Annotated in this window: 21 protein-coding genes and 1 pseudogene; 10 read left to right on the plus strand and 12 right to left on the minus strand. The window is 72.1% G+C overall.

What is annotated here, in order from left to right:
- Positions 1-7 precede the first annotated feature (7 nt).
- Complete coding sequence (locus ABTX81_RS31375; protein WP_350552694.1) at positions 8-853, minus strand: helix-turn-helix transcriptional regulator; 846 nt, start codon at positions 851-853, stop codon at positions 8-10.
- A 164-nt stretch (positions 854-1017) separates the two neighbouring features.
- On the opposite strand from ABTX81_RS31375, the gene ABTX81_RS31380 reads away from it, so the two are divergent.
- Together ABTX81_RS31380 and ABTX81_RS31385 are read left to right on the plus strand one after the other, a co-directional pair.
- Positions 1018-1944: an ABC transporter ATP-binding protein gene (locus ABTX81_RS31380; RefSeq protein ID WP_350552697.1), complete on the plus strand. Its 927-nt coding sequence runs from the start codon at positions 1018-1020 to the stop codon at positions 1942-1944.
- On the plus strand, positions 1941-2708 hold the full coding sequence (locus ABTX81_RS31385; RefSeq protein WP_350552700.1) for an ABC transporter permease: 768 nt from the start codon (positions 1941-1943) through the stop codon (positions 2706-2708). Before ABTX81_RS31380 ends, ABTX81_RS31385 begins: the two co-directional genes overlap by 4 nt.
- Before the next feature lie 83 nt (positions 2709-2791).
- On the opposite strand, the gene ABTX81_RS31390 is transcribed toward ABTX81_RS31385, so the two are convergent.
- A complete protein-coding gene (locus ABTX81_RS31390) occupies positions 2792-3472 on the minus strand; it encodes an LAETG motif-containing sortase-dependent surface protein (protein ID WP_350552703.1) in 681 nt (226 codons plus the stop codon).
- A gap of 328 nt (positions 3473-3800) precedes the next feature.
- Entirely contained in the window at positions 3801-5189 is a 1389-nt protein-coding gene (locus ABTX81_RS31395; RefSeq protein WP_350552706.1) for a choice-of-anchor A family protein, read from the minus strand.
- Between the two features lie 245 nt (positions 5190-5434).
- On the opposite strand from ABTX81_RS31395, the gene ABTX81_RS31400 reads away from it, so the two are divergent.
- Positions 5435-6424, plus strand: a complete 990-nt coding sequence (locus ABTX81_RS31400) for a COX15/CtaA family protein (RefSeq protein ID WP_350552709.1) — start codon at positions 5435-5437, stop codon at positions 6422-6424.
- 70 nt (positions 6425-6494) lie between these two features.
- On the opposite strand, the gene ABTX81_RS31405 is transcribed toward ABTX81_RS31400, so the two are convergent.
- The gene (locus ABTX81_RS31405) at positions 6495-6833 is read right to left on the minus strand and encodes a hypothetical protein (RefSeq protein WP_350552712.1); all 339 of its coding nucleotides are present in this window, start codon (positions 6831-6833) and stop codon (positions 6495-6497) included.
- 7 nt (positions 6834-6840) lie between these two features.
- On the opposite strand from ABTX81_RS31405, the pseudogene ABTX81_RS31410 reads away from it, so the two are divergent.
- Together ABTX81_RS31410 and ABTX81_RS31415 are read left to right on the plus strand one after the other, a co-directional pair.
- Positions 6841-7377 (plus strand): annotated as a pseudogene (locus tag ABTX81_RS31410) (DUF2461 domain-containing protein); the annotation flags it as partial.
- A 41-nt stretch (positions 7378-7418) separates the two neighbouring features.
- Complete coding sequence (locus ABTX81_RS31415) at positions 7419-7547, plus strand: hypothetical protein (protein WP_350552715.1); 129 nt, start codon at positions 7419-7421, stop codon at positions 7545-7547.
- 85 nt (positions 7548-7632) lie between these two features.
- On the opposite strand, the gene ABTX81_RS31420 is transcribed toward ABTX81_RS31415, so the two are convergent.
- Positions 7633-8574: a heme o synthase gene (locus ABTX81_RS31420; protein WP_350552718.1), complete on the minus strand. Its 942-nt coding sequence runs from the start codon at positions 8572-8574 to the stop codon at positions 7633-7635.
- Positions 8575-9074: 500 nt separating this feature from the next.
- On the opposite strand from ABTX81_RS31420, the gene tkt reads away from it, so the two are divergent.
- From tkt to pgl, 5 genes are all read left to right on the plus strand, one after another.
- Positions 9075-11171: a transketolase gene (tkt, locus tag ABTX81_RS31425; protein ID WP_350552721.1), complete on the plus strand. Its 2097-nt coding sequence runs from the start codon at positions 9075-9077 to the stop codon at positions 11169-11171.
- A gap of 92 nt (positions 11172-11263) precedes the next feature.
- Complete coding sequence (gene tal / locus ABTX81_RS31430) at positions 11264-12403, plus strand: transaldolase (protein ID WP_350552724.1); 1140 nt, start codon at positions 11264-11266, stop codon at positions 12401-12403.
- 58 nt (positions 12404-12461) lie between these two features.
- Positions 12462-14018: a glucose-6-phosphate dehydrogenase gene (gene zwf, locus ABTX81_RS31435; protein WP_350552843.1), complete on the plus strand. Its 1557-nt coding sequence runs from the start codon at positions 12462-12464 to the stop codon at positions 14016-14018.
- Positions 14015-15097 carry a glucose-6-phosphate dehydrogenase assembly protein OpcA gene (gene opcA / locus ABTX81_RS31440; RefSeq protein WP_350552726.1) on the plus strand — a complete coding sequence of 361 codons (1083 nt, stop codon included), beginning with the start codon at positions 14015-14017 and terminating at the stop codon, positions 15095-15097. The genes zwf and opcA overlap by 4 nt, the downstream gene beginning before the upstream one ends.
- Positions 15094-15882, plus strand: a complete 789-nt coding sequence (pgl, locus tag ABTX81_RS31445) for a 6-phosphogluconolactonase (protein ID WP_350552728.1) — start codon at positions 15094-15096, stop codon at positions 15880-15882. The genes opcA and pgl overlap by 4 nt, the downstream gene beginning before the upstream one ends.
- Before the next feature lie 64 nt (positions 15883-15946).
- On the opposite strand, the gene ABTX81_RS31450 is transcribed toward pgl, so the two are convergent.
- The 7 genes from ABTX81_RS31450 to ABTX81_RS31480 form a co-directional block, all read right to left on the minus strand.
- The gene (locus tag ABTX81_RS31450; RefSeq protein WP_350552731.1) at positions 15947-16234 is read right to left on the minus strand and encodes an RNA polymerase-binding protein RbpA; all 288 of its coding nucleotides are present in this window, start codon (positions 16232-16234) and stop codon (positions 15947-15949) included.
- Positions 16235-16438: 204 nt separating this feature from the next.
- Positions 16439-16675: a preprotein translocase subunit SecG gene (gene secG / locus ABTX81_RS31455; RefSeq protein ID WP_350552734.1), complete on the minus strand. Its 237-nt coding sequence runs from the start codon at positions 16673-16675 to the stop codon at positions 16439-16441.
- Positions 16676-16762: 87 nt separating this feature from the next.
- On the minus strand, positions 16763-17548 hold the full coding sequence (gene tpiA / locus ABTX81_RS31460; RefSeq protein WP_350552737.1) for a triose-phosphate isomerase: 786 nt from the start codon (positions 17546-17548) through the stop codon (positions 16763-16765).
- Between the two features lie 7 nt (positions 17549-17555).
- Positions 17556-18758, minus strand: a complete 1203-nt coding sequence (locus tag ABTX81_RS31465) for a phosphoglycerate kinase (RefSeq protein WP_350552740.1) — start codon at positions 18756-18758, stop codon at positions 17556-17558.
- Between the two features lie 151 nt (positions 18759-18909).
- Complete coding sequence (gene gap, locus ABTX81_RS31470) at positions 18910-19914, minus strand: type I glyceraldehyde-3-phosphate dehydrogenase (RefSeq protein ID WP_350552743.1); 1005 nt, start codon at positions 19912-19914, stop codon at positions 18910-18912.
- Positions 19915-20242: 328 nt separating this feature from the next.
- On the minus strand, positions 20243-21223 hold the full coding sequence (gene whiA, locus ABTX81_RS31475; protein ID WP_148642545.1) for a DNA-binding protein WhiA: 981 nt from the start codon (positions 21221-21223) through the stop codon (positions 20243-20245).
- The gene (locus ABTX81_RS31480) at positions 21214-22362 is read right to left on the minus strand and encodes a gluconeogenesis factor YvcK family protein (protein WP_502892896.1); all 1149 of its coding nucleotides are present in this window, start codon (positions 22360-22362) and stop codon (positions 21214-21216) included. Before ABTX81_RS31480 ends, whiA begins: the two co-directional genes overlap by 10 nt.
- Positions 22363-22373: the final 11 nt, after the last annotated feature.

The following is a 22373-nucleotide window of genomic DNA, read 5'->3' on the forward strand; positions in this document are numbered from 1 at the left end:
GGGCTTCCTAACGCGCGGACGCTGAATCTTCGGTGGACGTACCGGCAGTCGGCGCGGCACCGGTGTCCCGGCCCGCGGCGGTGCGCAGGGCGGGCGACGATGCGGCACCGGGTGCCGGCACATAGGTGGTGCAGACCCCGTCGCCGTGGGCGATGGTGGCCAGCCGTTGCACATGGGTGCCCAGCAGCTGGGAGAAGACCTCGGTCTCCGCCTCGCACAGCTGCGGGAACTGCTCGGCGATGTGCGCGACCGGGCAGTGGTGCTGGCAGAGCTGGGCGCCCGCCGGGGCCTTCGCCGCGGCCGACGGGACCCGCCGCACCGTGGCAGCGTACCCGTCGGCGCTCAGCGCCTGGGCGAGTGCCTCGGTGCGCTCCGCCGCCCCGGCGGTGCGCAGCGCCTCCAGGTACTTCTCCGCCTGCCGGCCGAACCGGGCCCGGGCGAAGGCGGCGACCGCCTCCTCGCCGGCCTTGCCGCCCCCCACGGAGTCGGAGATCCAGCGCAGGGCGTCGGCCGCGAGCTGGTCGTACTCCTGGTAGAAGGCGTCCCGGCCGGCGTCGGTGAGGGCGAAGACCTTGGCCGGGCGGCCCCGGCCCCGGCTGCCGTAGACCTTCTGCTCACGGGACTCGACCAGACCGGTGGCCGCGAGTCCGTCCAGGTGACGGCGGACGGCGGCGGCGGTGAGGCCGAGCCGGCTCGCCAGGTCGGCGGCGGAGGAGGGGCCGTGGTCCAGGATCGAGCGGGCGACCCGGTCGCGGGTGGCGCGGTGGCCGTCCAGCAGCACCTCGGCGGCCGTCGCGGGCACGGCGCAGCCGGGGGCCGACTCGGCCTCCTGCTGCGTGGGGTGCTCGCGCATGTTTTTCACAACACCAGTGTTGCGTAATTACTTCCGCCGGGACAAGCCGTGATCCAGGCCTCACCCGTGTCATCTGTCACGCAGGCAAGCCTTACCTGACCAGCGGATGAAGTGATCAAGCCCAGTGTGCAAACGCCCTGTTGGGGCCTCTTAGACTCACCCGTATGCAATCCGAACCCGCGGTCCAGATCACCGGGCTGGTCAAGCGCTACGGGGACAAGCCCGCGGTGGACGGTCTCGACCTCAGCATCGCGCGCGGCACGGTGACCGCCGTTCTCGGCCCCAACGGCGCCGGCAAGACCACCACCATCGAGACCTGCGAGGGCTACCGCCGCCCCGACGCCGGCACGGTGCGGGTGCTCGGCCTCGACCCGGTCGCCCAGGGCGCCGAGCTGCGCCCCCGGATCGGGGTGATGCTGCAGTCCGGCGGCGTCTACGCGGGAGCCCGCGCCGTCGAGATGCTCCGGCACACCGCCGAGCTGCACGCCCACCCGCTGGACGTGGACGCGCTGGTCGAGCGGCTCGGCCTCGGTTCCTGCGGCCGCACCACCTACCGCCGGCTCTCCGGCGGCCAGCAGCAGCGGCTCGCCCTGGCGATGGCCGTGGTCGGCCGCCCCGAGCTGGTCTTCCTGGACGAGCCGACCGCCGGCCTGGACCCGCAGGCCCGCCGGGCCACCTGGGAGCTGGTCCGCGACCTGCGCCGGGACGGCGTCACCGTGGTGGTCACCACCCACCACATGGAGGAGGCCGAGCAGCTCGCCGACCGGGTGGCCATCGTCGACCGCGGCCGGGTGATCGCCGAGGGCAGCCCGGAGGAGCTCTGCCGCGGCGGCGCCGAGTCCACCGTGCGCTTCGACGGCCCGCCCGGGCTGGACCTCGCCACCCTGCTCAAGGAGCTGCCCGAGGGCGCCACCGCCGCCGAGACCGCGCCCGGCGGCTACCGCGTCGAGGCGCCGGTCGACCCGCAGCTGCTGGCCACCGTCACCGCCTGGTGCGCGGCCGGCGGGATCATGCCCGAACGGCTCGCGGTGCAGCGCCGCAGCCTCGAAGACGTCTTCCTCGACCTGACCGGACGGGACCTGCGCTCATGACCGCCGACTACTCCCCCCGGCCCGGCGCCGCGCCGGTCGGCCGGATGCTGCTCGCGCAGACCGCGTTCGAGACCCGGATGCTGCTGCGCAACGGTGAGCAGCTGCTGCTCACCGTGATCATCCCGACGGTGCTGCTGGTGCTGTTCTCCGCCGTCGACATCGTCGCCGTCGAGGGGCCCGGCAAGCGGGTCGACTTCCTCGCCCCGGGACTGCTCGCGCTCGCGGTGATGTCCACCGCCTTCACCGGCCAGGCCATCGCCACCGGCTTCGAGCGCCGCTACGGCGTGCTGAAGCGGCTGGGCGCCAGCCCGCTCCCCCGCTGGGCGCTGCTCACCGCGAAGACCGGCTGCGTGCTGGTCACCGAGGCGCTCCAGGTGGCGCTGCTGTCGGTGATCGCGCTGGCGCTCGGCTGGTCCCCGCAGGGCAACCCGCTCAGCGTGCTCGCCCTCCTGGTGCTCGGCACCGCCGCCTTCTCCGGCCTCGGCCTGCTGATGGCCGGCACCCTGCGCGCGGAGGCGACGCTGGCCGCCGCCAACCTGGTCTTCGTCCTGCTGCTGCTGGCCGGCGGAGTGATCGTCCCGCTCTCGAAGTTCCCCGCCGCCGTCCAGTCCGCCCTGGAACTCCTCCCGATCGCCGCCCTCTCCGACGGCCTGCGCACCGTCCTGCAGACCGGCGCCGGCACCCCCTGGGCCGACCTCGGCATCCTGGCCGTCTGGGCGGTCGCCGCCCTCGCCGCCGCCGCCCGCTTCTTCCGCTGGGAGTAGCCGCCGGCCCCGGACGCGACGGAACGGCCCCCGGCTCGATGGATGAGCCGGGGGCCGTCGTCGCTGTGGTCCGGTGCTCCGGATCAGCCCTCGGTGTTGCCGCGGCGACGGCGGGCGAGGAGCACGAGGGCGCCGCCGAGGAGCACGACACCGCCGCCGACGGCCGCGATCACCGGGGTGGCGTCGCTGCTACCGGTCTGCGCGAGAGCCGGCGCGACCGGGGTCTGGGTGGCGGTCGGGGTCGGGGTCGGCGTCACCGTACGACTGGGCGTGGGGGTCGGGGTGAGCGTCGGGGTGGGCGTGGGGGTCGGGGTCGGCGTCGGCGTCGGGGTGGGAGTCGGCGTCGGCGTGGGCGTGGGGGTGGGCGTGGGGGTGGGCGTCGGGGTCGCGCAGACCGGGATCGTCTTGGTCTCGGTCTTGTTCCAGTCCGTGTTCTTCGGGTCCTCGGTGGTGGTCACCACGAGGGTGGCGTCGACCGGCGCGCTGTGCGCGGCCACCGGGAAGCTCTGGTGGAACTCCTTGCCGAACTCCTTCTGGTCCAGCACCTTCACGCCGTCGATGCTCAGGCTGACGGCGTTCTTGATGCCCGTCTCGGTGCTGTAGTTGGTCAGGTCGACCGTGATCGTGTCGCAGGTCACCTTCCAGGTCGGCACATGGGCCGAAGCACTGGTCGCCAGCACCACCGGCAGCAGGGCCGCGGCCGCCGCCGTTCCCGCGATCGCCGCGCCGGTTCCGATCCTGGTCTGCCGCCGCTGTCGCGCCATCTCGTTGTCCCCTCCGAACGGTCTTGTGCAGCAGGCGTGTTGAGTGGAACAGCGGTGGCCCGCTACGACTGTCCGGGGGACTCTACCGGCACCCCCGTACCTCGCCACACCCCACTGCGCGGCCGGATTTCCTCTATCCGTCCGCTCCCGCATGTGCATCGACAGCCCATCACGCCCGCTGCCTCGGCGGACACCGCTTCGGCCAACTTGAAATGAACTCCGTCACAGTGGCCGAAAAGCGCGACCCCCGGTGATCGTTCGCGATCACCGGGGGTGCCTGATCGGGCAGTTCGGACCACTATCGGTCCGACAGCCTCCTGCGGCGGATTCAGGCCTGGCCCGCCGCCTTACGCCGACGCGCGACCAGGACCAGCGCGCCACCGGCGGCGATGACCACCGCGCCGCCGATCGCCAGCGGCACGACCGGGCCGGAGCCGGTGTGGGCGAGGTCGCCCCCGGCGTCGGCCTGGGCCGAGGGGCTCGCCGAGGCGCCCGGCGCGGCCGCCGAACCCGAGGCGGAGGCCGACGGGCTCGCCGAGGCACCGCCGGGCGGGTGGGCCGTGGCCGACGCGGACGGGCTGCCCGAACCGCCCGGCGTCACGGACGGACCAGGGGTGCCCGGGGTGGCCGGCGTGCTCGGCGTCCCGGAGGTGCCCGGGGTGGCCGGCGTCGACGGCGTGGTGGTGGCGGACGGCGTACCGGTCGGCACCACCACCGGCGGCGTGGTGGCCGGGGTGGTCGGCGGCGTGGTGGGCGGCACCACGCCCGGCAGGCAGCCGGTGAACGGGTAGTGGTGCGTCTCCGCACCGCCCTTGCCGGTCAGCGACTTGACGATGACCGAGCCGTTCACGGGGGCGGCCGAGCCGAGGTCGAACGCGGCGTTCGGCGCCAGCACGGTGCCGGACCAGGCGGCCAGGCTGCTCTTGACCACCTTGGTGGCGGTCGGGAAGTTCCAGAGCAGCTTGGAGCGGACGGCGCCGCCGTGCGCGCTCTGCACCTTGTCGTCCAGGACGTAGGCCTTCTTGCCCTCGTCCCACAGGTGGAAGCCGGTGGTCTTCGCGGCGGCCTGGTCGTACGACGCGCCGGTCACGGTGACCACGGTGACCGCGCCGGCCGGCACCTTCACGAAGATGTCGGTGGCGCCCTGCAGGGTGGCGGCGGAGACGGTGAAGCTGTTGAACTTCGCGTCGCCGCTGGTGAGGTGGAGCTCCTTGCCCTTGGCCTCGACGGTGGCACCGGCGGTCTGCGGCAGCCCCGCCAGCGTGGTGGCGACGGCGCGCGCCTTGGCGAACTCGGCGGCGAAGTCGATCGGCGAGCTGCCCTGGCCGACGCTGCCCTGATGGGCCTGGATCACGGCGGCGTCGGGCTTCGAGCCGTAGACGCCGTTACCCTTCATCACCTGGGTGTTGCCGCCGGTCAGCTTGCCCGCGACGACCAGGGCGTTGCCGCCGGGCAGCGCCTTGACCTGGTCCGCGGTCAGCTCCTGGCCGACCGAGAAGCCGCCGGTGAAGTCGGCGTTGCCGCCGACCGCCACCGCACCCTCGGCGTCCGGCGTGTGGGTGTCGTCACCCTCGACGAACTCACCGTAGAGGTTGGCGACCCCGAGGCTCAGGCACTGGTTCGGGTCGGCGGCGTGGGCGGCGGCCGGGGCTACCAGCCCGGCCAGAACGAGTGATCCACCGAGCGCGAGCGCTGCGGCGGGAACGGATATGCGCATGTGCAGGATCTCCGCTTACGTGCGGGGGTGGGAGGGGTCCACCTGAAAAAGGTATGGACCAAACCGCACTCTTTCGGCCAAACGGGTGATTGGTCAAGACCAATGACCGCCTTGCCCGAACAGTCCTTTTTGCTCCCTCTTTACGGTCCATGGGTTTACCGCTAAGTCGACACGGGAAAGCTTCTCCGTTCACCCCGCGCCACGGTGTCCGCCCCGCCCGAAGATCGCCTGTAAGGCCGCATACCATGGACGCCGTGCCTAACACCACCCCCTTCTCCCTGCTCGCCGAGCGCTGGCAGCCCTCCGCCGCCGTGGTCAAGCGCGCCGCGTTCGCCGCGCTGGTGATGAGCGTGGTGATCGTCGTCACCGGCGGTGCCGTCCGGCTCACCGCCTCCGGCCTCGGCTGCACCACCTGGCCGCGCTGCACCGACGAGAGCCTCACCCCGACCGCCGAGATGGGCTTCCACGGCGTCGTCGAGTTCGCCAACCGGATGCTCACCTACGTGCTGAGCGCCGCCGTCGGCTGGGCGATCCTCGCCGCCCGCTGCCACCGCCCCTGGCGGCACAGCCTGACCAAGCTCGGCTGGGCGCAGTTCTGGCTGGTGATGAGCAACGCCGTGCTCGGCGGCATCACCGTGCTCACCGGCCTCAACCCCTACACCGTCGCGCTGCACCTGATCGCCGCGATGGCCCTGGTCTGGGTCGCGACGCTGATGTGGGAGCGCAGCAAGGAGGGCGACGGCCCGGCCCGCCTCCTGGTGGCCGAGCCCATCAAGCGGCTCAGCTACGTCCTGGTCGGCGCGATCGGCCTGCTGGTCGCCGCCGGCACCCTGGTCACCGGCGCCGGCCATCACCCGGGCACGCCCAAGGACAACAAGATGGTCCCGCGCATCCCGCTGGACTACGACCGCCTCGCCCAGGCCCACGCCGACCTGGCCTTCGTCTCGATCGGCCTCTCGATCGCGGTGATCTTCGTCTTCGCCGCCGTCAAGGCCCCGCCCGCCGCCAAGGCCCGCGCCCGCGAACTCCTGATCGGCCTGCTGCTCCAGGCCGTGATCGGCTTCGCCCAGTACTTCACCGACGTCCCCGAACTCCTCGTCGGCCTCCACATGCTCGGCGCCACCCTCATCTGGATCGCCGCCCTCCGCATCCCCCTCGCCCTGCGCACCCGCGCCACCTCCCCGGCCGCCGCGGACGCCGCCACCTCCCGCACCCCCGAACCCGCGGCCGCCTGACGGCTCCCGTGCATGCCGAAGGCCCCGGTCGCATCGACCGGGGCCTTCGGCATGCACGGGAGCGGTGGGGTCAGCCGCCGAGCTGGATGCCGGCCATGCGCTTCCACTCGTAGGCGCCGGTCCTCACCTTGAGGCCCAGCTCGCCCTCGAAGGAGTCGTGCAGGGTGACCCCGGCGAGTTCGGCGGCGCGGCGGCCGATCGCGTAGCTGGGCGCGACCTGGTCGCCCCAGGTGCCGTCGGCGCCGACCACCACGATCCGGGTGGCGACCGCGCCGACGTACTCGACGACGCCGTCGGCGCTGCCGCCGTGCTGCGCGGCGAAGGCGGTCAGGTTCTTGGCGATGCGCTTGGCGCGGCGCTCGGCGCGGGCGTCCGGCGCGGCGGGGGTGGCGGTCTCTGCGCTGCTCATGCCCCGCATGCTACCCAGCGGTAGGGACGCTGGCGACGGGAGCGCCGTGTGCACCGGGCCACATACTGAGGGGGTGACCTTCGACGGCTGGCCGGCCGAGGCCCTCGACTTCTACGAGCACCTCGAAGCCGACAACTCCAAGACCTTCTGGCAGTCCCACAAGGCCCGGTACGAGCACGCCGTACGGGAGCCCATGGAGCGGCTGCTGGCCGAGCTGGAACCCGAGTTCGGGCCGGGCAGGATCTTCCGTCCCAACCGCGACGTCCGGTTCAGCGCCGACAAGTCCCCGTACAAGACCCACATCGGCGCCCATCTGCGGGCCGGCGGCTACGTCCAGCTCTCCGCCGACGGCCTGGCCTGCGGCAACGGGCTGTACCAGCTCGCCGCGGACCAGCTGGAGCGCTACCGCGCCGCGGTCGCCGAGGACGTCTCCGGCGCCGAGCTGGAGCGCGTGGTCGCCCGGGTCCGCGAGGCGGGCCCCGAGGTGGTCGGCCGGGACTCCCTGAAGTCCGCCCCGCGCGGCTACCCCAAGGACCACCCGCGGATCGCGCTGCTGCGCCACAAGGGGCTGATCGCCTGGCAGGAGTGGGCCCCCGGGCCCTGGCTGGGCACCCGACCGCGTACGAGCGGATCACCGGGTTCCTGCGCGCCTCGCAGCCGCTCAAGGACTGGCTGGACGGCCACGTGGGCCCGTCCGGGCTCCCCTCCCGCTGAGCGGAGAAGAAGCGGAGAAGAAGCAGAGGGGAAGCGGAAACGCAGAAGGCCCCGGTCGGATCGACCGGGGCCTTCTCTCAGCACATCACTTCACGAACGGATCCACCGCGATCACCACGAACAGCAGCGTCAGATAGGTGATCGACCAGTGGAACAGCCGCATCTCCTTGAGCTTGGCGCCCACCACCCCGGCCTTGGCCCGCGCGTACAGCGCGTGCGCCTCCTTGAGCCAGGCCGCGCCGAGCAGCACCGCCGCCACCGGGTAGAGCCAGCTGGTGTCGGCCAGCGGCCACAGCAGCAGCGAGACGCCCACCATCACCCAGGAGTAGGCGACGATCTGCTTGGCGACCGCCAGGTTGCCCTTGATCACCGGCAGCATCGGCACCCCGGCCCGGGCGTAGTCCTCGCGGACCTTCATCGACAGCGGCCAGTAGTGCGGCGGCGTCCAGAAGAAGATCACCAGGAAGAGCACCAGCGCCGACCAGGAGACCGAGTTGGTGACCGCCGCCCAGCCGACGAAGACCGGCATGCAGCCGGCGATCCCGCCCCAGACGATGTTCTGCGCGGTGCGCCGCTTGAGCCCCAGCGTGTAGACGAACACGTAGAACAGCAGGGCGCCGAGCGCCAGCGCCGAGGACAGCCAGTTGACCAGGACGCCCAGCCAGACCGTCGACAGGACGCCGAGCGCGATGCCGAACACCAGCGCCTCGCGCGGCGAGACCATGCCGGTGACGATCGGGCGCCGCTCGGTCCGGGACATCACCGCGTCGATGTCGCGGTCGATGTACATGTTGAGGGCGTTGGCGCCGCCCGCCGAGAGGTACCCGCCGAGGACCACCTTCAGCACCAGCAGCAGGTCCGGCACGCCGCGCTCCGCCAGGAACATCACCGGCACCGTGGTGATCAGCAGCAGCTCGATGATCCGCGGTTTGGTCAGTGCGACGAAGGCGCCGACACGGGCCCCGAACGGCCGTTGCGCAGGCGTCGCCCCGGTGACCCCGGCGGGACGGGATTCGACGGCGGTCACTAACACCCCAACTGAAGATGAATCCTCACAGGCGGCCACCGGAACGTTGTCTCCCGAATCGTCCGCTCTGCGCGTACCACGCCACCTTAGACGCTCCATATCTCCCCACCGGCCCCGGGGTGCCCCGGCGAGGCGGAACGCACACCCCCGGGTGAACCCCCGCCGCCCCGACCTGGAACGTTGCCGGCGCGACCCCCGCGGGGCCGGGGATCCCCCCTCCCGCACCCCGGAGAGGCGAACCGGACGGATCCGGGCGAGGGTGGACAAAGGGGCGGGCCGCGCCGACGCACGGTCGTCCACGGACCGTCCGGGGAATGACGGCCAACATGCCTGAGTTGTCCCACCACGGAGGGTGAGCCCCGGCCCGGACGGTAGGCTCGCCCACAGAAGCGGGATCTACCCTCCGTGACCGGCACCACCTCAGCGTCCGGCCCCAGCGACGTGGCCGACCCGGTCCCTCACGGGGTCACTCTTCACCATGGAAGGAGCCCTGAGACAGGGTGAGCACGACGCCGAATGCATTCGAGTGGTCGGACCTCGACGAGCGGACCGTCGACACGGCCCGCGTCCTGGCGATGGACGCGGTTCAGAAGGTCGGCAACGGACACCCCGGGACGGCCATGTCGCTGGCCCCGGCCGCCTACCTGATCTTCCAGCGCTTCCTGCGCCACGACCCCACCGACCCCGCCTGGGTCGGCCGTGACCGGTTCGTCCTCTCCCCCGGTCACACCAGCCTGACGCTCTACACGCAGCTCTACCTCTCCGGCTACGGCCTGGAGCTCGACGACCTCAAGGCCTTCCGGGTCGCCGGCAGCCGCACCCCGGGCCACCCCGAGCACGGCCACACCGCCGGCGTCGAGACCACCACCGGCCCGCTCGGCCAGGGCATCGCCAACGCCGTGGGCATGGCGATGGCCGCCCGCTTCGAGCGCGGCCTGTTCGACCCGGACGCCCCGGCCGGCGAGTCGCCGTTCGACCACACCGTCTGGGCCGTCGTCTCCGACGGCGACCTGGAGGAGGGCATCTCCGCCGAGGCCTCCTCGCTGGCCGGCCACCAGAAGCTCGGCAACCTGGTCGCCCTGTACGACGACAACCACATCTCGATCGAGGGCGACACCGAGACCGCCTTCTCCGAGGACGTCCTCAAGCGCTACGAGGCGTACGGCTGGCACGTCCAGCGCGTCACGCCGAAGGCCAACGGCGACATCGACGTCGCCGCGCTCGCCGAGGCGCTGGCCGCCGCGAAGGCCGAGACCTCCCGCCCGTCGATGATCGCTATGCGCACGATCATCGCCTGGCCGGCCCCGGACGCCCAGAACACCGCCAAGGCCCACGGCTCCGCGCTCGGCGCCGCCGAGATCGCCGCCACCAAGAAGGTCCTGGGCTTCGACCCGGAGAAGACCTTCGAGGTCAGCGACCATGTCATCGAGCACGCCCGGCTGGTCGTCAAGCGCGGCAAGGCCGCCCGCGCCGAGTGGCAGCAGTCCTTCGACGCCTGGCGCGCCGCCAACCCGTCGCGGGCCGCCGAGTTCGACCGGATCGAGGCCGGCGAGCTGCCCGAGGGCTGGAAGAAGGCCGTCCCGGTCTTCGAGGCCGGCAAGGACGTCGCCACCCGCAAGGCCAGCGGCGAGACCCTCAAGGCCCTCGGCGCGGTGATCCCGGAGCTGTGGGGCGGCTCGGCCGACCTCGCCGAGTCCAACCTCACCACCATCGACGAGGACAGCTCCTTCCTCCCCGAGGGCAACCCGCTGAAGACGGCCGGCCCCTACGGCCGCACCATCCACTTCGGCATCCGCGAGCACGCCATGGGCTCCACCATGAACGGCATCGCGCTGCACGGGAAGACCCGCGTCTACGGCGGCACCTTCCTGGTCTTCGCCGACTACATGCGCCCCGCCGTCCGCCTGGCCGCCCTGATGAAGCTGCCGGTCACCTACGTGTGGACGCACGACTCCATCGGCCTCGGCGAGGACGGCCCGACCCACCAGCCGGTCGAGCACCTGGCCTCGCTGCGCGCCATCCCGGGCCTGTCCGTGGTCCGCCCGGCCGACGCCAACGAGACCGCCGTCGCCTGGCGCACCGTCATCGAGCGCCAGACCACCCACCCCGGCCCGGTCGGCCTGGCGCTCACCCGCCAGAACGTCCCGACCTTCGACCGCGCGTCCTACGGCAACCCCGAGGGCACCGCGAAGGGCGGCTACGTCCTGGCCGAGGCCTCCACCGGCACCCCGCAGGTGATCCTGCTCGGCACCGGCTCCGAGGTCCAGCTGGCCGTCAAGGCCCGCGAGGTCCTGGAGGCCGAGGGCATCGCCACCCGCGTCGTCTCCATGCCGTCCTTCGAGTGGTTCCAGGAGCAGGACCAGGCCTACCGCGACAGCGTGCTGCCGCCGTCGGTCAAGGCCCGCGTCTCGGTCGAGGCCGGCATCGCCCAGGGCTGGCGCGAGCTGGTCGGCGACCACGGCCGGATCGTCTCGCTGGAGCACTTCGGCGCCTCCGCCGACTACAAGGTGCTCTTCGAGGAGTTCGGCATCACCGCCGAGCGCGTGGTCGCCGAGGCCCACAACGCGCTGCGCTCGCTCGAGGCCGTCAACCGCTAGCGGCACCGGGCCGGGGCGCCGACCGCACATCGGCGCCCCCGGCCCGCCCCACACCACCCCACAGCAAGAAGAAGTAAAGGGACGGAAGCACCATGACTGACGCACTGAAGCGCCTCAGCGACGAAGGCGTGGCGATCTGGCTGGACGACCTCAGCCGCAAGCGGCTGAACACCGGGAACCTCGCCGAGCTGGTGCAGCACAAGCACGTGGTGGGCGTGACCACCAACCCGACCATCTTCCAGAAGGCCATCGGCGGCGGCGACAGCTCCTACGACGGCCAGCTGCGCGACCTCGCCGTCCGCAAGGTCACCACCGACGAGGCCGTCCGCATGATCACCACCTCGGACGTGCGGGACGCGGCCGACGTGCTGCGCCCGGTCTACGACGCGTCCAACGGCCGCGACGGCCGGGTCTCCATCGAGGTCGACCCGCGACTGGCCCACGAGACCACCGCCACGGTGGCCGAGGCCAAGCAGCTGTGGTGGCTGGTCGACCGCCCCAACGTGTTCATCAAGATCCCCGCCACCAAGGCCGGCCTGCCCGCGATCGCCGAGGTCATCGGCAAGGGCATCAGCGTCAACGTCACGCTGATCTTCTCGCTGGAGCGCTACAAGGCCGTCATGGAGGCCTACCTGACCGGCCTGGAGGCCGCCAAGGCCAAGGGCCTGGACCTCTCCCAGATCGAGTCGGTCGCCTCCTTCTTCGTCTCCCGCGTCGACACCGAGATCGACAAGCGCCTGGACGCGGTCGGCGGCGAGGCCAAGAACCTCCGCTCCAAGGCCGCCCTCGCCAACGCCCGCCTCGCCTACCAGGCCTACGAGGAGGTCTTCGGCACGGTCGACGGCAAGACCGCCGGCAGCGACCGCTGGAAGGCCCTGGAGGCCGCCGGCGCCAAGCCGCAGCGTCCGCTCTGGGCGTCCACCGGCGTCAAGGACCCGGCCCTGCCGGACACCCTCTACGTCACCGAGCTGATCGCCCCCGGCACCGTCAACACCATGCCCGAGGCCACCCTGGACGCCACCGACGACCACGGCGTGGTCACCGGCGGCACCATCGTCCCCAACTACGCCGACGCCAAGGCCGTGATGGACGCCATCGCCGCCGCCGGCGTGGACTACGACGACGTGGTCCAGGTACTGGAGGACGAGGGCGTGGAGAAGTTCGAGCAGTCCTGGAAGGAGCTGCTCGACACCGTCACCGCCTCGCTCGCGTCGTTCGCCGACGAGAAGTGACCCCCTGCTCACAGCGCACGAAAGCGGAGCCCATCCAGTGAGCACTGATTTCCCCGAGTTGACGCCGGAGTCGGACGCGGACAACCTCCCGTCGGCCCCCGTCAACCCGCTTCGCGACCCCTCCGACCGGCGGCTCCCGCGCATCGCGGGGCCGTCCGGCCTGGTCATCTTCGGGGTCACCGGTGACCTGTCCCGCAAGAAGCTGATGCCGGCCATCTACGACCTGGCCAACCGCGGCCTGCTGCCGCCGGGCTTCTCGCTCGTCGGCTTCGCCCGCCGCGAGTGGAAGGACGAGGACTTCGCCCAGGAGGTCCACGACGCGGTCAAGGAGCACGCCCGCACCCCCTTCCGCGAGGAGGTCTGGCAGCAGCTCGCCAAGGGCATGCGGTTCGTCCACGGAACCTTCGACGACGACGACGCCTTCGACAAGCTCCGCGAGACCATCCAGGAGCTGGACAAGGCGCAGGGCACCGGCGGCAACTTCGCCTTCTACCTGTCCGTCCCGCCGAAGTTCTTCCCGACCGTCGTCCAGCAGCTCAAGAAGCACGGCCTGGCCGACCCGCCGAACGGCTCCTGGCGGCGCGCCGTCATCGAGAAGCCGTTCGGCCACGACCTGGAGTCCGCCCAGGAGCTGAACCGGATCGTCCACGAGGTCTTCCCCCGGGACGAGGTCTTCCGGATCGACCACTACCTGGGCAAGGAGACCGTCCAGAACATCCTGGCGCTCCGCTTCGCCAACCAGATGTTCGAGCCGATCTGGAACCGGTCGTACGTCGACCACGTGCAGATCACCATGGCCGAGGACATCGGCATCGGCGGCCGGGCCGGCTACTACGACGGCATCGGCTCGGCCCGTGACGTCATCCAGAACCACCTGCTCCAGCTGATGGCGCTCACCGCCATCGAGGAGCCGGCGTCCTTCCACCCGAAGGCGCTGGTGGCCGAGAAGCTCAAGGTGCTGAGCGCCGTCAAGCTCCCGGCCGACCTCGGCGAGCACACCGTGCGCGGCCAGTACACGGCCGGCTGGCAGGGCGGCGAGGAGGTCGGCGGCTACCTCGACGAGGACGGCATCAACCCGGACTCCAAGACCGACACCTACGCGGCCATCAAGCTGGAGATCAACAACCGCCGCTGGGCGGGCGTGCCGTTCTACCTGCGCACCGGCAAGCGGCTGGGCCGGCGGGTCACCGAGATCGCGGTGGTCTTCCAGCGCGCCCCGTACCTGCCGTTCGACTCCTACGCCACCGAGGAGCTGGGGCAGAACGCCCTGGTCATCCGGGTGCAGCCGGACGAGGGCGTCACCGTGCGGTTCGGCTCCAAGGTGCCGGGCACCTCCTTCGAGGTCCGGGACGTCACGATGGACTTCGCCTACGGCGAGTCCTTCACCGAGTCCTCCCCGGAGGCGTACGAGCGGCTCATCCTCGACGTGCTGCTCGGTGACGCCAACCTCTTCCCCCGCCACCAGGAGGTCGAGCTCTCCTGGCAGATCCTCGACCCGATCGAGAAGTACTGGGACACCCACGGCAAGCCCGCCGAGTACCCGGCCGGCACCTGGGGTCCGACCGAGGCGGACGAGATGCTCGCACGAGACGGCAGGAGCTGGCGCCGGCCATGAAGATCGACCTCACGAACACCACGTCCGGCAAGATCAACGCAGCCCTCATGGAGGCGCGCCGGGGCAGTGGCGCCACCGCCGCCGGCATGGTGCTCACCCTGGTGATCGTGACCGACGAGGGCAGCGCGTACGACGCCCTCAAGGCGGCCAACGACGCCTCCCGCGAGCACCCCTCGCGCACCCTGGCGGTCATCAAGCGTGCCGGGCGCTCGCCCCGGGCCCGCGCCGAGACCCGCCTGGACGCCGAGATCCTGGTCGGCTCCGACGCCGGCTCCGGCGAAACGGTCATCCTGCGGATGCACGGCGAACTCGCCGCGCACGCCCAGTCGGTCGTCCTGCCGCTGCTGCTGCCGGACGCCCCGGTGGTGGTCTGGTGGCCGGACAACGCGCCGCTGCACCCGGCGCAGGACCCGCTGGGCGCACTCGCCCAGCGCCGGATCACCGACGCGGTCACCGCCGAGTCCCCGGTCGGCCAGCTCGGCCAGCGGGCCCAGAGCTACACCCCGGGCGACACCGACCTGGCCTGGACCCGGATCACCGGCTGGCGCTCGATGCTGGCCGCCGCCCTGGACCAGCGGCCCTCGACGATCACCTCCGCGGTGGTCGAGGGCGAGTCGTACAACCCCAGCGTCGAGCTGCTCGGCCTGTGGCTGCACACCCGGCTGCACGTGCCGGTCGAGCGGGTCGTCACCAACGGCCCGGGCATCACCGCGGTGCACCTGCGCACCAAGGACGGGGACATCACCCTGGACCGCCCGGACGGCCTGATGGGCACGCTCTCCATGCCCGGCTCGCCGGACCGCCAGGTGGCGCTCAAGCGGCGCGAGACCTCGGAGCTGATCGCCGAGGAGCTGCGCCGGCTCGACCCGGACGACATCTACGCGGCCGCCGTGCGCACGCCGGTGGACCGGCTCAAGGAGCCGGAGAACGCCGAGCCGGCGGCGGCCCACGAGGCGCCCTCCGACGCCCCCGCCGACGCCGGGCCGGCGCCCGCCCAGGACGGCGAGGACGCCGCCGAGGCGGCTCCCGCCGCCAAGAAGGCGTCCGGCAGGCGCGGGACCAAGAAGGCGGACGCATGACCGCGGCCACCCCGCAGCTGGTCGTCCACCGCGACAAGGAGCTGATGGCCCAGGCGGCCGCGGCCCGGCTGATCACCCGGATCGTGGACGCCCAGGCCGCCCGCGGCACCGCCTCGGTGGTGCTCACCGGCGGACGCAACGGCAACGCCCTGCTGGCCGCGATCGCCGCCTCCCCGGCGCGCGACGCGGTCGACTGGGCGCGGCTGGACCTCTGGTGGGGTGACGAGCGGTTCCTGTCCTCCGCCGACCCGGAGCGCAACGCCGTACAGGCCCGCGCCGAGCTGCTGGACGCCGTCCCGCTCGACCCGGCGCGGGTGCACGAGATGCCCGCCGCGGACGGCGTCGACGGCTCCGACGTCGACGCCGCGGCGGCCCGCTACGCGCAGGAGCTGGCGAAGGCGGCCGGCCCGGGCGACCGGGCCGGCGTCCCGGCGTTCGACGTGCTGCTGCTCGGCGTCGGCCCGGACACCCATGTCGCCTCGCTCTTCCCGGAGCACCCGGGCGTGCGGGAGACCGAGTTGACGGTGATCGGCGTGCGCGGCGCGCCGAAGCCGCCGCCGACCCGGATCTCGCTCACCCTCCCGGCCATCCGCAGCGCCCGCGAGGTCTGGCTGCTGGCGGCCGGCGAGGACAAGGCGGGCGCGGTGGCGGTGGCGCTGTCCGGCCCGGGCGAGCTCCAGGCGCCCGCCTCCGGCGCGCACGGCACCAGCCGCACCCTGTGGCTGCTGGACCGCGCCGCGGCGTCCGAACTGCCGCCCCAGCTCTACCCCCCGGCCTCGGCCTGAGGCCCGGAAGCGCCGAAGGGCGCCACCCGTCCGACGGGTGGCGCCCTTCGTGTTCCGCCTCTGTTCAGATCTCGCCGCGGAGCTTGGCCAGCGCCTCCGCCAGGATCGCCTCGCCGTCGGCGTCGGTGCGCCGCTCGCGGACGTAGGCGAGGTGGGTCTTGTACGGCTCGTTGCGGGACGGCGCGGGCGGGTTGTGCTCGTCCTGGCCGGCCGGGAAGCCGCAGCGCGGACAGTCCCAGGTCTCCGGGATCACCGCGTCGGCCGCGAAGCTCGGCCGGGTCTCGTGCTTGTTCGCGCACCAGAAGGAGATCCGGTTGCGGGGGGCGGATTCGCCGCGCTCCGCCTCACCCATCGGGCCGGCTCCGACCCTGCTGCCACGGATGGCGTTGCCACTTGCCACGGTCTGACTCCCTGCGTGCTGGTGCGCCGACGCGCGCGACGCGCGTCGGTGGCGAAAGTCGTCCTAGTGTAAGCAGGAGTTAAGCATGCGCCACCACCGGCTCCGCCCCGGACCTTTCCAGGATAGGCCGCCGGGCGACGGGGCGTCAGACGTATGTCAGCCCTTGTACTTCATGACCAGACCGAGCACCACGAGGCAGGCGAACCAGGCGAGGCCGACCACGATCGTGATGCGGTCGAGGTTGCGCTCGGCCACCGCCGAGCCACCGCCGGTGGACATCGCGCCGCCACCGAACATGTCCGACAGGCCGCCGCCCTTCCCCTTGTGCAGCAGCACCAGGAGGATCATCAGCAGGCTGAAGACGATCAGGGCAATCGAGAACCCGAGAACCACGACGGGACCAACTCTCTCGTATCTTCGGCGAAGGGGCCGGACCACGTCGGGTGGTCCGGCCCCAAAGCCTACGTTGCTGCGGCGGCGTTAGCCTACTGCCTGCTCACGGTACCGCACGATCTTGACGAACTCCTCGGCGTCCAGCGAGGCTCCGCCGATCAGGCCGCCGTCGATGTCCGGCTTGGCCATCAGGCCCGCCGCGCTCGACGACTTCACCGAACCGCCGTAGAGCACCCGGACCTTGCCGGCCAGCTCGGCGGAGTACAGCTCGGCGATCCGCGCGCGGATGGCGGCGCAGACCTCCTGGGCGTCCTCGGGGGTCGCCACCTCGCCGGTGCCGATCGCCCAGACCGGCTCGTAGGCGACCACGATGGACTCGGCCTGCTCGGCCGGGACGTCCTTGAGGGCGCCGTCGAGCTGGGCCAGGGTGTACTCGACGTGGGTGCCGGCCTTGCGGACCTCCAGCGGCTCGCCGATGCACAGGATCGGGGTGATCCCGCTGCGGTAGGCGGCCTTGACCTTGGCGTTGACGATCTCCTCGTTCTCGCCGTGGTACTGGCGGCGCTCCGAGTGGCCGATCACCGCGTAGGTGCACTTCAGCTTGGCCAGCATCGGTCCGGAGACCTCGCCGGTGTAGGCGCCGCCGTCGTGCTGCGAGACGTCCTGCGAGCCGTACTTGATCTTCAGCTTGTCGCCGTCGACCAGGGTCTGCACCGAGCGGAGGTCGGTGAACGGAACCAGCACGGCCACCTCGACCGCCGCGTAGTCCTTGTCGGCCAGCGCGAAGGCCAGCTTCTGGGTGTGCTGGATGGCCTCGAGGTGGTTGAGGTTCATCTTCCAGTTGCCCGCCATCAGCGGGAGACGCTCAGTCATGCGTGTTTCAGCCTTCCAGGGCGGTGAGACCGGGGAGCCGCTTGCCCTCCAGGTACTCCAGGCTCGCGCCACCGCCGGTCGAGATGTGCCCGAACTTCGTCTCGTCGAAGCCCAGGGTGCGGACGGCCGCGGCGGAGTCGCCGCCGCCGACCACGGAGAACGCGTCACTGTCGAGCAGGCCCTGCGCCACGGCCGCGGTGCCGCCGGCGTAGTCCGGGTGCTCGAAGACGCCCATCGGGCCGTTCCAGAACACCGTCTTCGCGTCGGCCAGCTTCTCCGCGAACAGCTTGCGGCTCTCCGGGCCGATGTCCAGGCCCAGCTGGCCGGCCGGCATCGCGTCCGCGGGGACGACCGAGTGGACGGTGGGGGCCTTGGCCTTGAGGTCCGGGAAGCCGGTGGAGACCACGACGTCCGTCGGCAGGACGAACTCGACGCCCCGCTCCTTCGCCTCCGCCAGGTAGCCCTGGACGGTCGGGATCTGGTCCTCCTGCAGCAGCGAGGTGCCGACCTCGTGGCCCTGGGCCTTGAGGAAGGTGAACACCATGCCGCCGCCGATCAGGATCCGGTCGGCCTTCTGCAGCAGGTTCTCGATCACGCCGACCTTGTCGGAGACCTTGGAACCGCCGAGCACCACCACGTACGGGCGCGCGACGTCCTCGGTGAGGCGCTTCAGCACGCCCACCTCGGTGGCGATCAGGTCGCCGGCCGCGTGCGGCAGCAGCGCCGGCAGGTCGAACACCGAGGCGTGCTTGCGGTGCACCGCGCCGAAGCCGTCGCCCACGTAGAGGTCGGCCAGCGCGGCCAGCTGACCGGCGAACCCGGCGCGCTCGGCGTCGTCCTTGCTGGTCTCGCCACCGTTGAAGCGCAGGTTCTCGAGCAGCGTGACCTCGCCGTCGGCCAGGGCGGCGACGGTGGCCTTCGCGCTCTCGCCCACGGTGTCGGTCGCGAAGGCGACCGGCGTGCCGAGGATCTCGCCGAGGCGGACCGCCACCGGCGCGAGGGAGAACTGCGGGTCCGGCGCGCCCTTGGGACGGCCGAGGTGGGAGGCGACGACGACCTTGGCGCCGCGCTCGACGAGCTTGGCGATGGTCGGGGCGACGGCACGGATCCGGCCGTCGTCGGTGATCGTGCCGTCGGAAAGCGGAACGTTCAGGTCGGCGCGAACGAACACGCGCTTACCGGTGACGTCCAGATCTTCGATGGTCTTCACGGTCTACGGTCTCCTGGCGAGATGGTGGAGCAGGGGACGACACAACGTTGTGCCGTCCATGGGGAGTTGAGGGTGCGCAGACGGAGGGCCCGGTCGGCTTCGCACCTGCCTTCCGGGCCCTCCCCCCTACTTCACGTCAGCTCCCGCTACGTCAGAGCCCGGCACCGACGAGGGTGGTCAGGTTGACGAGGCGGTTCGAGTAGCCCCACTCGTTGTCGTACCAGCCGAAGATCTTGACCTGGTTGCCCTGGGCCATCGTCAGCAGCGAGTCGAAGATCGTGGAGAACGGCGAGTTCACGATGTCGGAGGAGACGATCGGGTCCTCGGTGTACTGCAGGATGCCCTTGAGGGTGGTCTCGGAGGCCTTCTTGAAGGCCTCGTTGACCTCGGCGACGGTGACGTCGCGCTCCAGGGTGACCACGAGGTCGGTGATCGAGCCGGTCGGGACCGGGACGCGCAGCGAGGTGCCGTCCAGCTTGCCCTTGAGCTCCGGCAGGACCAGCGCGGTCGCCTTGGCGGCGCCCGTCGAGGTCGGGATGATGTTGAGGGCCGCGGCGCGGGCGCGACGCAGGTCCTTGTGCGGGAAGTCCAGGGTGACCTGGTCGTTGGTGTACGCGTGCACCGTGGTCATCAGACCCTTGACGATGCCGAAGCTCTCGTTCAGCACCTTGGCCAGCGGCGCCACACAGTTGGTGGTGCAGGAGGCGTTGGAGATGACGGTGTGCTTGGCGGCGTCGTACTTGTCGTCGTTGACGCCCATGACGATGGTGATGTCCTCGTCGGTGGCGGGCGCCGAGATGATGACCTTCTTGGCACCGGCCGTGACGTGCTTCTTCGCCGCCTCGGCCTTGGTGAAGATACCGGTCGACTCGATGACGATGTCCGCGCCCAGCTCACCCCAGGGGAGGTTGGCCGGGTCACGCTCGGCGATGACCTTGAAGGTCTTGCCGTCGACGGTGATGCTGTCCGCGGTGTGCGACACCTCGCCCGGGAAGGTGCCCAGGATCGAGTCGTACTTGAGCAGGTGCGCCAGGGTCTTGGTGTCGGTCAGGTCGTTGACACCGACGATCTCGATGTCCGCGCCCTGGGCCTGAACCGCACGGAAGAAGTTGCGGCCGATGCGGCCGAATCCGTTGATGCCTACCCGGATCGTCACGAACCGATCTCCTCATTAGGTACGCCGGACGCTATGCCGACGGGGTGGAATTTTGGGATGTCCCCGACCGCCTATGACCCTACCCCTCCGAGGCCGGGTAGAGCACATCAGGCGCCCGCGCAAGCCCTGGCGTGGCGCGTGTTCACAACGATCGCGGGTCGTCCGGCCTTGCCCTCCCGGGCAGTTGGTCCCGGCCCCGCGCGGGGCCCGTCGCGAGGCCCCTCCCGGCGCCCGTCCCGACCCCGTCCCACCCTCCGGACACGGCTCCGCCGGTGCCCGCGGAAGCGGACACCGGCGGAGGGTTCGGCACCGGGTGTGACGGTCGGCGTCAGTTGAGCGCCATCTCGTCGGTGAGGTTGGCCTCGGTGCTCGGCAGGCCGAGCTCGGAGGCGCGCTTGTCGGCCATCGCCAGCAGCCGGCGGATCCGGCCGGCCACCGCGTCCTTGGTCAGCGGCGGGTCGGCGAGCGCGCCCAGCTCCTCCAGCGAGGCCTGCTTGTGCTGCATCCGCAGCTGGCCGGCGGCCGCCAGGTGTTCGGGAACCTCCTCACCGAGGATCTCCAGCGCGCGCTGCACCCGGGCGCCGGCCGCGACCGCGGCCCGGGCCGAGCGGCGCAGGTTGGCGTCGTCGAAGTTGGCCAGCCGGTTGGCGGTGGCGCGCACCTCGCGGCGCATCCGGCGCTCCTCCCAGGCGAGCACCGACTCGTGCGCGCCGAGCCGGGTGAGCAGTGCGCCGATCGCGTCGCCGTCGCGGATCACCACCCGGTCGACCCCGCGCACCTCGCGGGCCTTGGCCGGGATGCCGAGCCGGCGGGCGGCGCCGACCAGGGCGAGGGCGGCCTCCGAGCCGGGGCAGGTGATCTCCAGCGAGGACGAGCGGCCGGGCTCGGTCAGCGAGCCGTGCGCCAGGAAGGCCCCGCGCCAGGCCGCCTCGGCGTCGCAGGTGGCGCCGGAGACCACGGCCGGGGGCAGGCCGCGGATCGGGCGGCCGCGGCCGTCCACCAGGCCGGTCTGGCGCGCGAGCAGCTCGCCGTCCTTGACCACCCGGACCACGTAGCGGCTGCCGCGCCGCAGGCCGCCGGGGGCCATCACGACCAGGTCCGAGGAGTGTCCGAAGATCTCCAGCAGGTCCTTGCGCAGACGCCGCGCGGCGGCTCCGGTGTCGAGCTCCGCCTCGATCACGATCCGGCCGCTCACGATGTGCAGCCCGCCCGCGAATCGCAGGATCGCCGACACCTCCGCCTTGCGGCAGCAGGCCCGGGTGACCGGGAGCCGGCTGATTTCGTCCTTCACCGCTGGAGTCATCGCCATGGCCCGATCCTTCCATGTGTCCGGAAAATCCGGTCGTACGCGGCCGCCAAGAGCTCCGGGTCGTGTCGCGGCGTGCCGTCGGTGCGGGCGACCCGGCCGAGCACCAGGGCTGCTCCCATCCGCTCGGCGGCCTTTTCCAGGCCGGCCAGGTCAGCCTGGCCGAAAGCGCCACCGGTGACGGCGCGCTCGTCCACAAGGATCGCATCCACCGCGAGGTCCGGTGCGTGGTCGGCGATGACGTCGAGGTGGCGCTGCGGGGTGAAGCCCTCGGTCTCGCCGGGCTGCGGGGCCAGGTTCAGGGTGAGCAGCCGGCGGGCGCGGGTCTCCACCAGGGCCTTGGCCAGCTCGGGCACCAGCAGGTGCGGCAGCACGCTGGTGAACCAGGAGCCGGGGCCGAGCACCACCCAGTCCGCCTCGCGGACCGCGGTGACCGCCTCCGGCACGGCGGGCGGCTCGTCCGGCAGCAGCCGGACGGACTGCACGGTGCCGGAGGTGACCGCGACGTTGGCCTGGCCGCGGACGGCGGCCAGCTCGGCCGGGAAGGCCGGGTCGTGGCCGCGGACCACGGCCTCGATGTCCAGCGGCACCGCCGACATCGGCAGCACCCGGCCCTGCACGTTGAGCAGCCGGCCGACCCAGTCCAGGGCGGCGACCGGGTCGCCGAGCTTCTCCCAGAGCGCGACGATCAGCAGGTTGCCGACGGCGTGGCCGCCCAGCTCGCCGGTGCCGGTGAAGCGCTGCTGGATCACCTCGGACCAGGTGCGGCCCCAGTCGTCGTCGCCGCAGAGCGCGGCGAGCGCCTTGCGCAGGTCGCCGGGGGGCAGCACCCCGAGCTCCTCGCGGAGCCGGCCGCTGGAGCCGCCGTCGTCGGCGACGGTGACCACGGCGGTGAGGTCGGTGGTGAGCCGGCGCAGCGCGGAGAGCGAGGCGGACAGGCCCTGGCCGCCGCCGAGCGCGGTGATCCGCGGGGCCTGGTTGGTCCGGGCGGACTGGCCGGTCCGGGGGGCCGGATGGGGACGGGAGGGGCCGGTGCGGGCCGCCCCGGAGCGGGGGCGGCCGGTCCCGGTGGACCGGGCCGTGGCCCCACTCCGGTCGGCGGTCCTGTTCTGGAACTGCCGCCCGGGCACGTATCCCGTCACACCTACCTCGC

Origin of the sequence: Kitasatospora sp. NPDC097605, assembly GCF_040302725.1 — a bacterium.
In the GTDB taxonomy this organism is placed as follows: Bacteria; Actinomycetota; Actinomycetes; order Streptomycetales; family Streptomycetaceae; genus Kitasatospora.

Bases quoted from the DNA above. Each gene is read 5' to 3' on its own strand.
- tpiA (WP_350552737.1), bottom strand. From the start codon at position 17,548: ATGACTGAGCGTCTCCCGCTGATGGCGGGCAACTGGAAGATGAACCTC.
- tal (WP_350552724.1), top strand. From the start codon at position 11,264: ATGACTGACGCACTGAAGCGCCTCAGCGACGAAGGCGTGGCGATCTGG.
- ABTX81_RS31395 (WP_350552706.1), bottom strand. From the start codon at position 5,189: ATGCGCATATCCGTTCCCGCCGCAGCGCTCGCGCTCGGTGGATCACTC.
- ABTX81_RS31405 (WP_350552712.1), bottom strand. From the start codon at position 6,833: ATGAGCAGCGCAGAGACCGCCACCCCCGCCGCGCCGGACGCCCGCGCC.
- ABTX81_RS31375 (WP_350552694.1), bottom strand. From the start codon at position 853: ATGCGCGAGCACCCCACGCAGCAGGAGGCCGAGTCGGCCCCCGGCTGC.
- ABTX81_RS31380 (WP_350552697.1), top strand. From the start codon at position 1,018: ATGCAATCCGAACCCGCGGTCCAGATCACCGGGCTGGTCAAGCGCTAC.
- opcA (WP_350552726.1), top strand. From the start codon at position 14,015: ATGAAGATCGACCTCACGAACACCACGTCCGGCAAGATCAACGCAGCC.
- ABTX81_RS31450 (WP_350552731.1), bottom strand. From the start codon at position 16,234: ATGGGTGAGGCGGAGCGCGGCGAATCCGCCCCCCGCAACCGGATCTCC.
- ABTX81_RS31390 (WP_350552703.1), bottom strand. From the start codon at position 3,472: ATGGCGCGACAGCGGCGGCAGACCAGGATCGGAACCGGCGCGGCGATC.
- whiA (WP_148642545.1), bottom strand. From the start codon at position 21,223: ATGGCGATGACTCCAGCGGTGAAGGACGAAATCAGCCGGCTCCCGGTC.
- pgl (WP_350552728.1), top strand. From the start codon at position 15,094: ATGACCGCGGCCACCCCGCAGCTGGTCGTCCACCGCGACAAGGAGCTG.
- ABTX81_RS31385 (WP_350552700.1), top strand. From the start codon at position 1,941: ATGACCGCCGACTACTCCCCCCGGCCCGGCGCCGCGCCGGTCGGCCGG.
- ABTX81_RS31400 (WP_350552709.1), top strand. From the start codon at position 5,435: ATGGACGCCGTGCCTAACACCACCCCCTTCTCCCTGCTCGCCGAGCGC.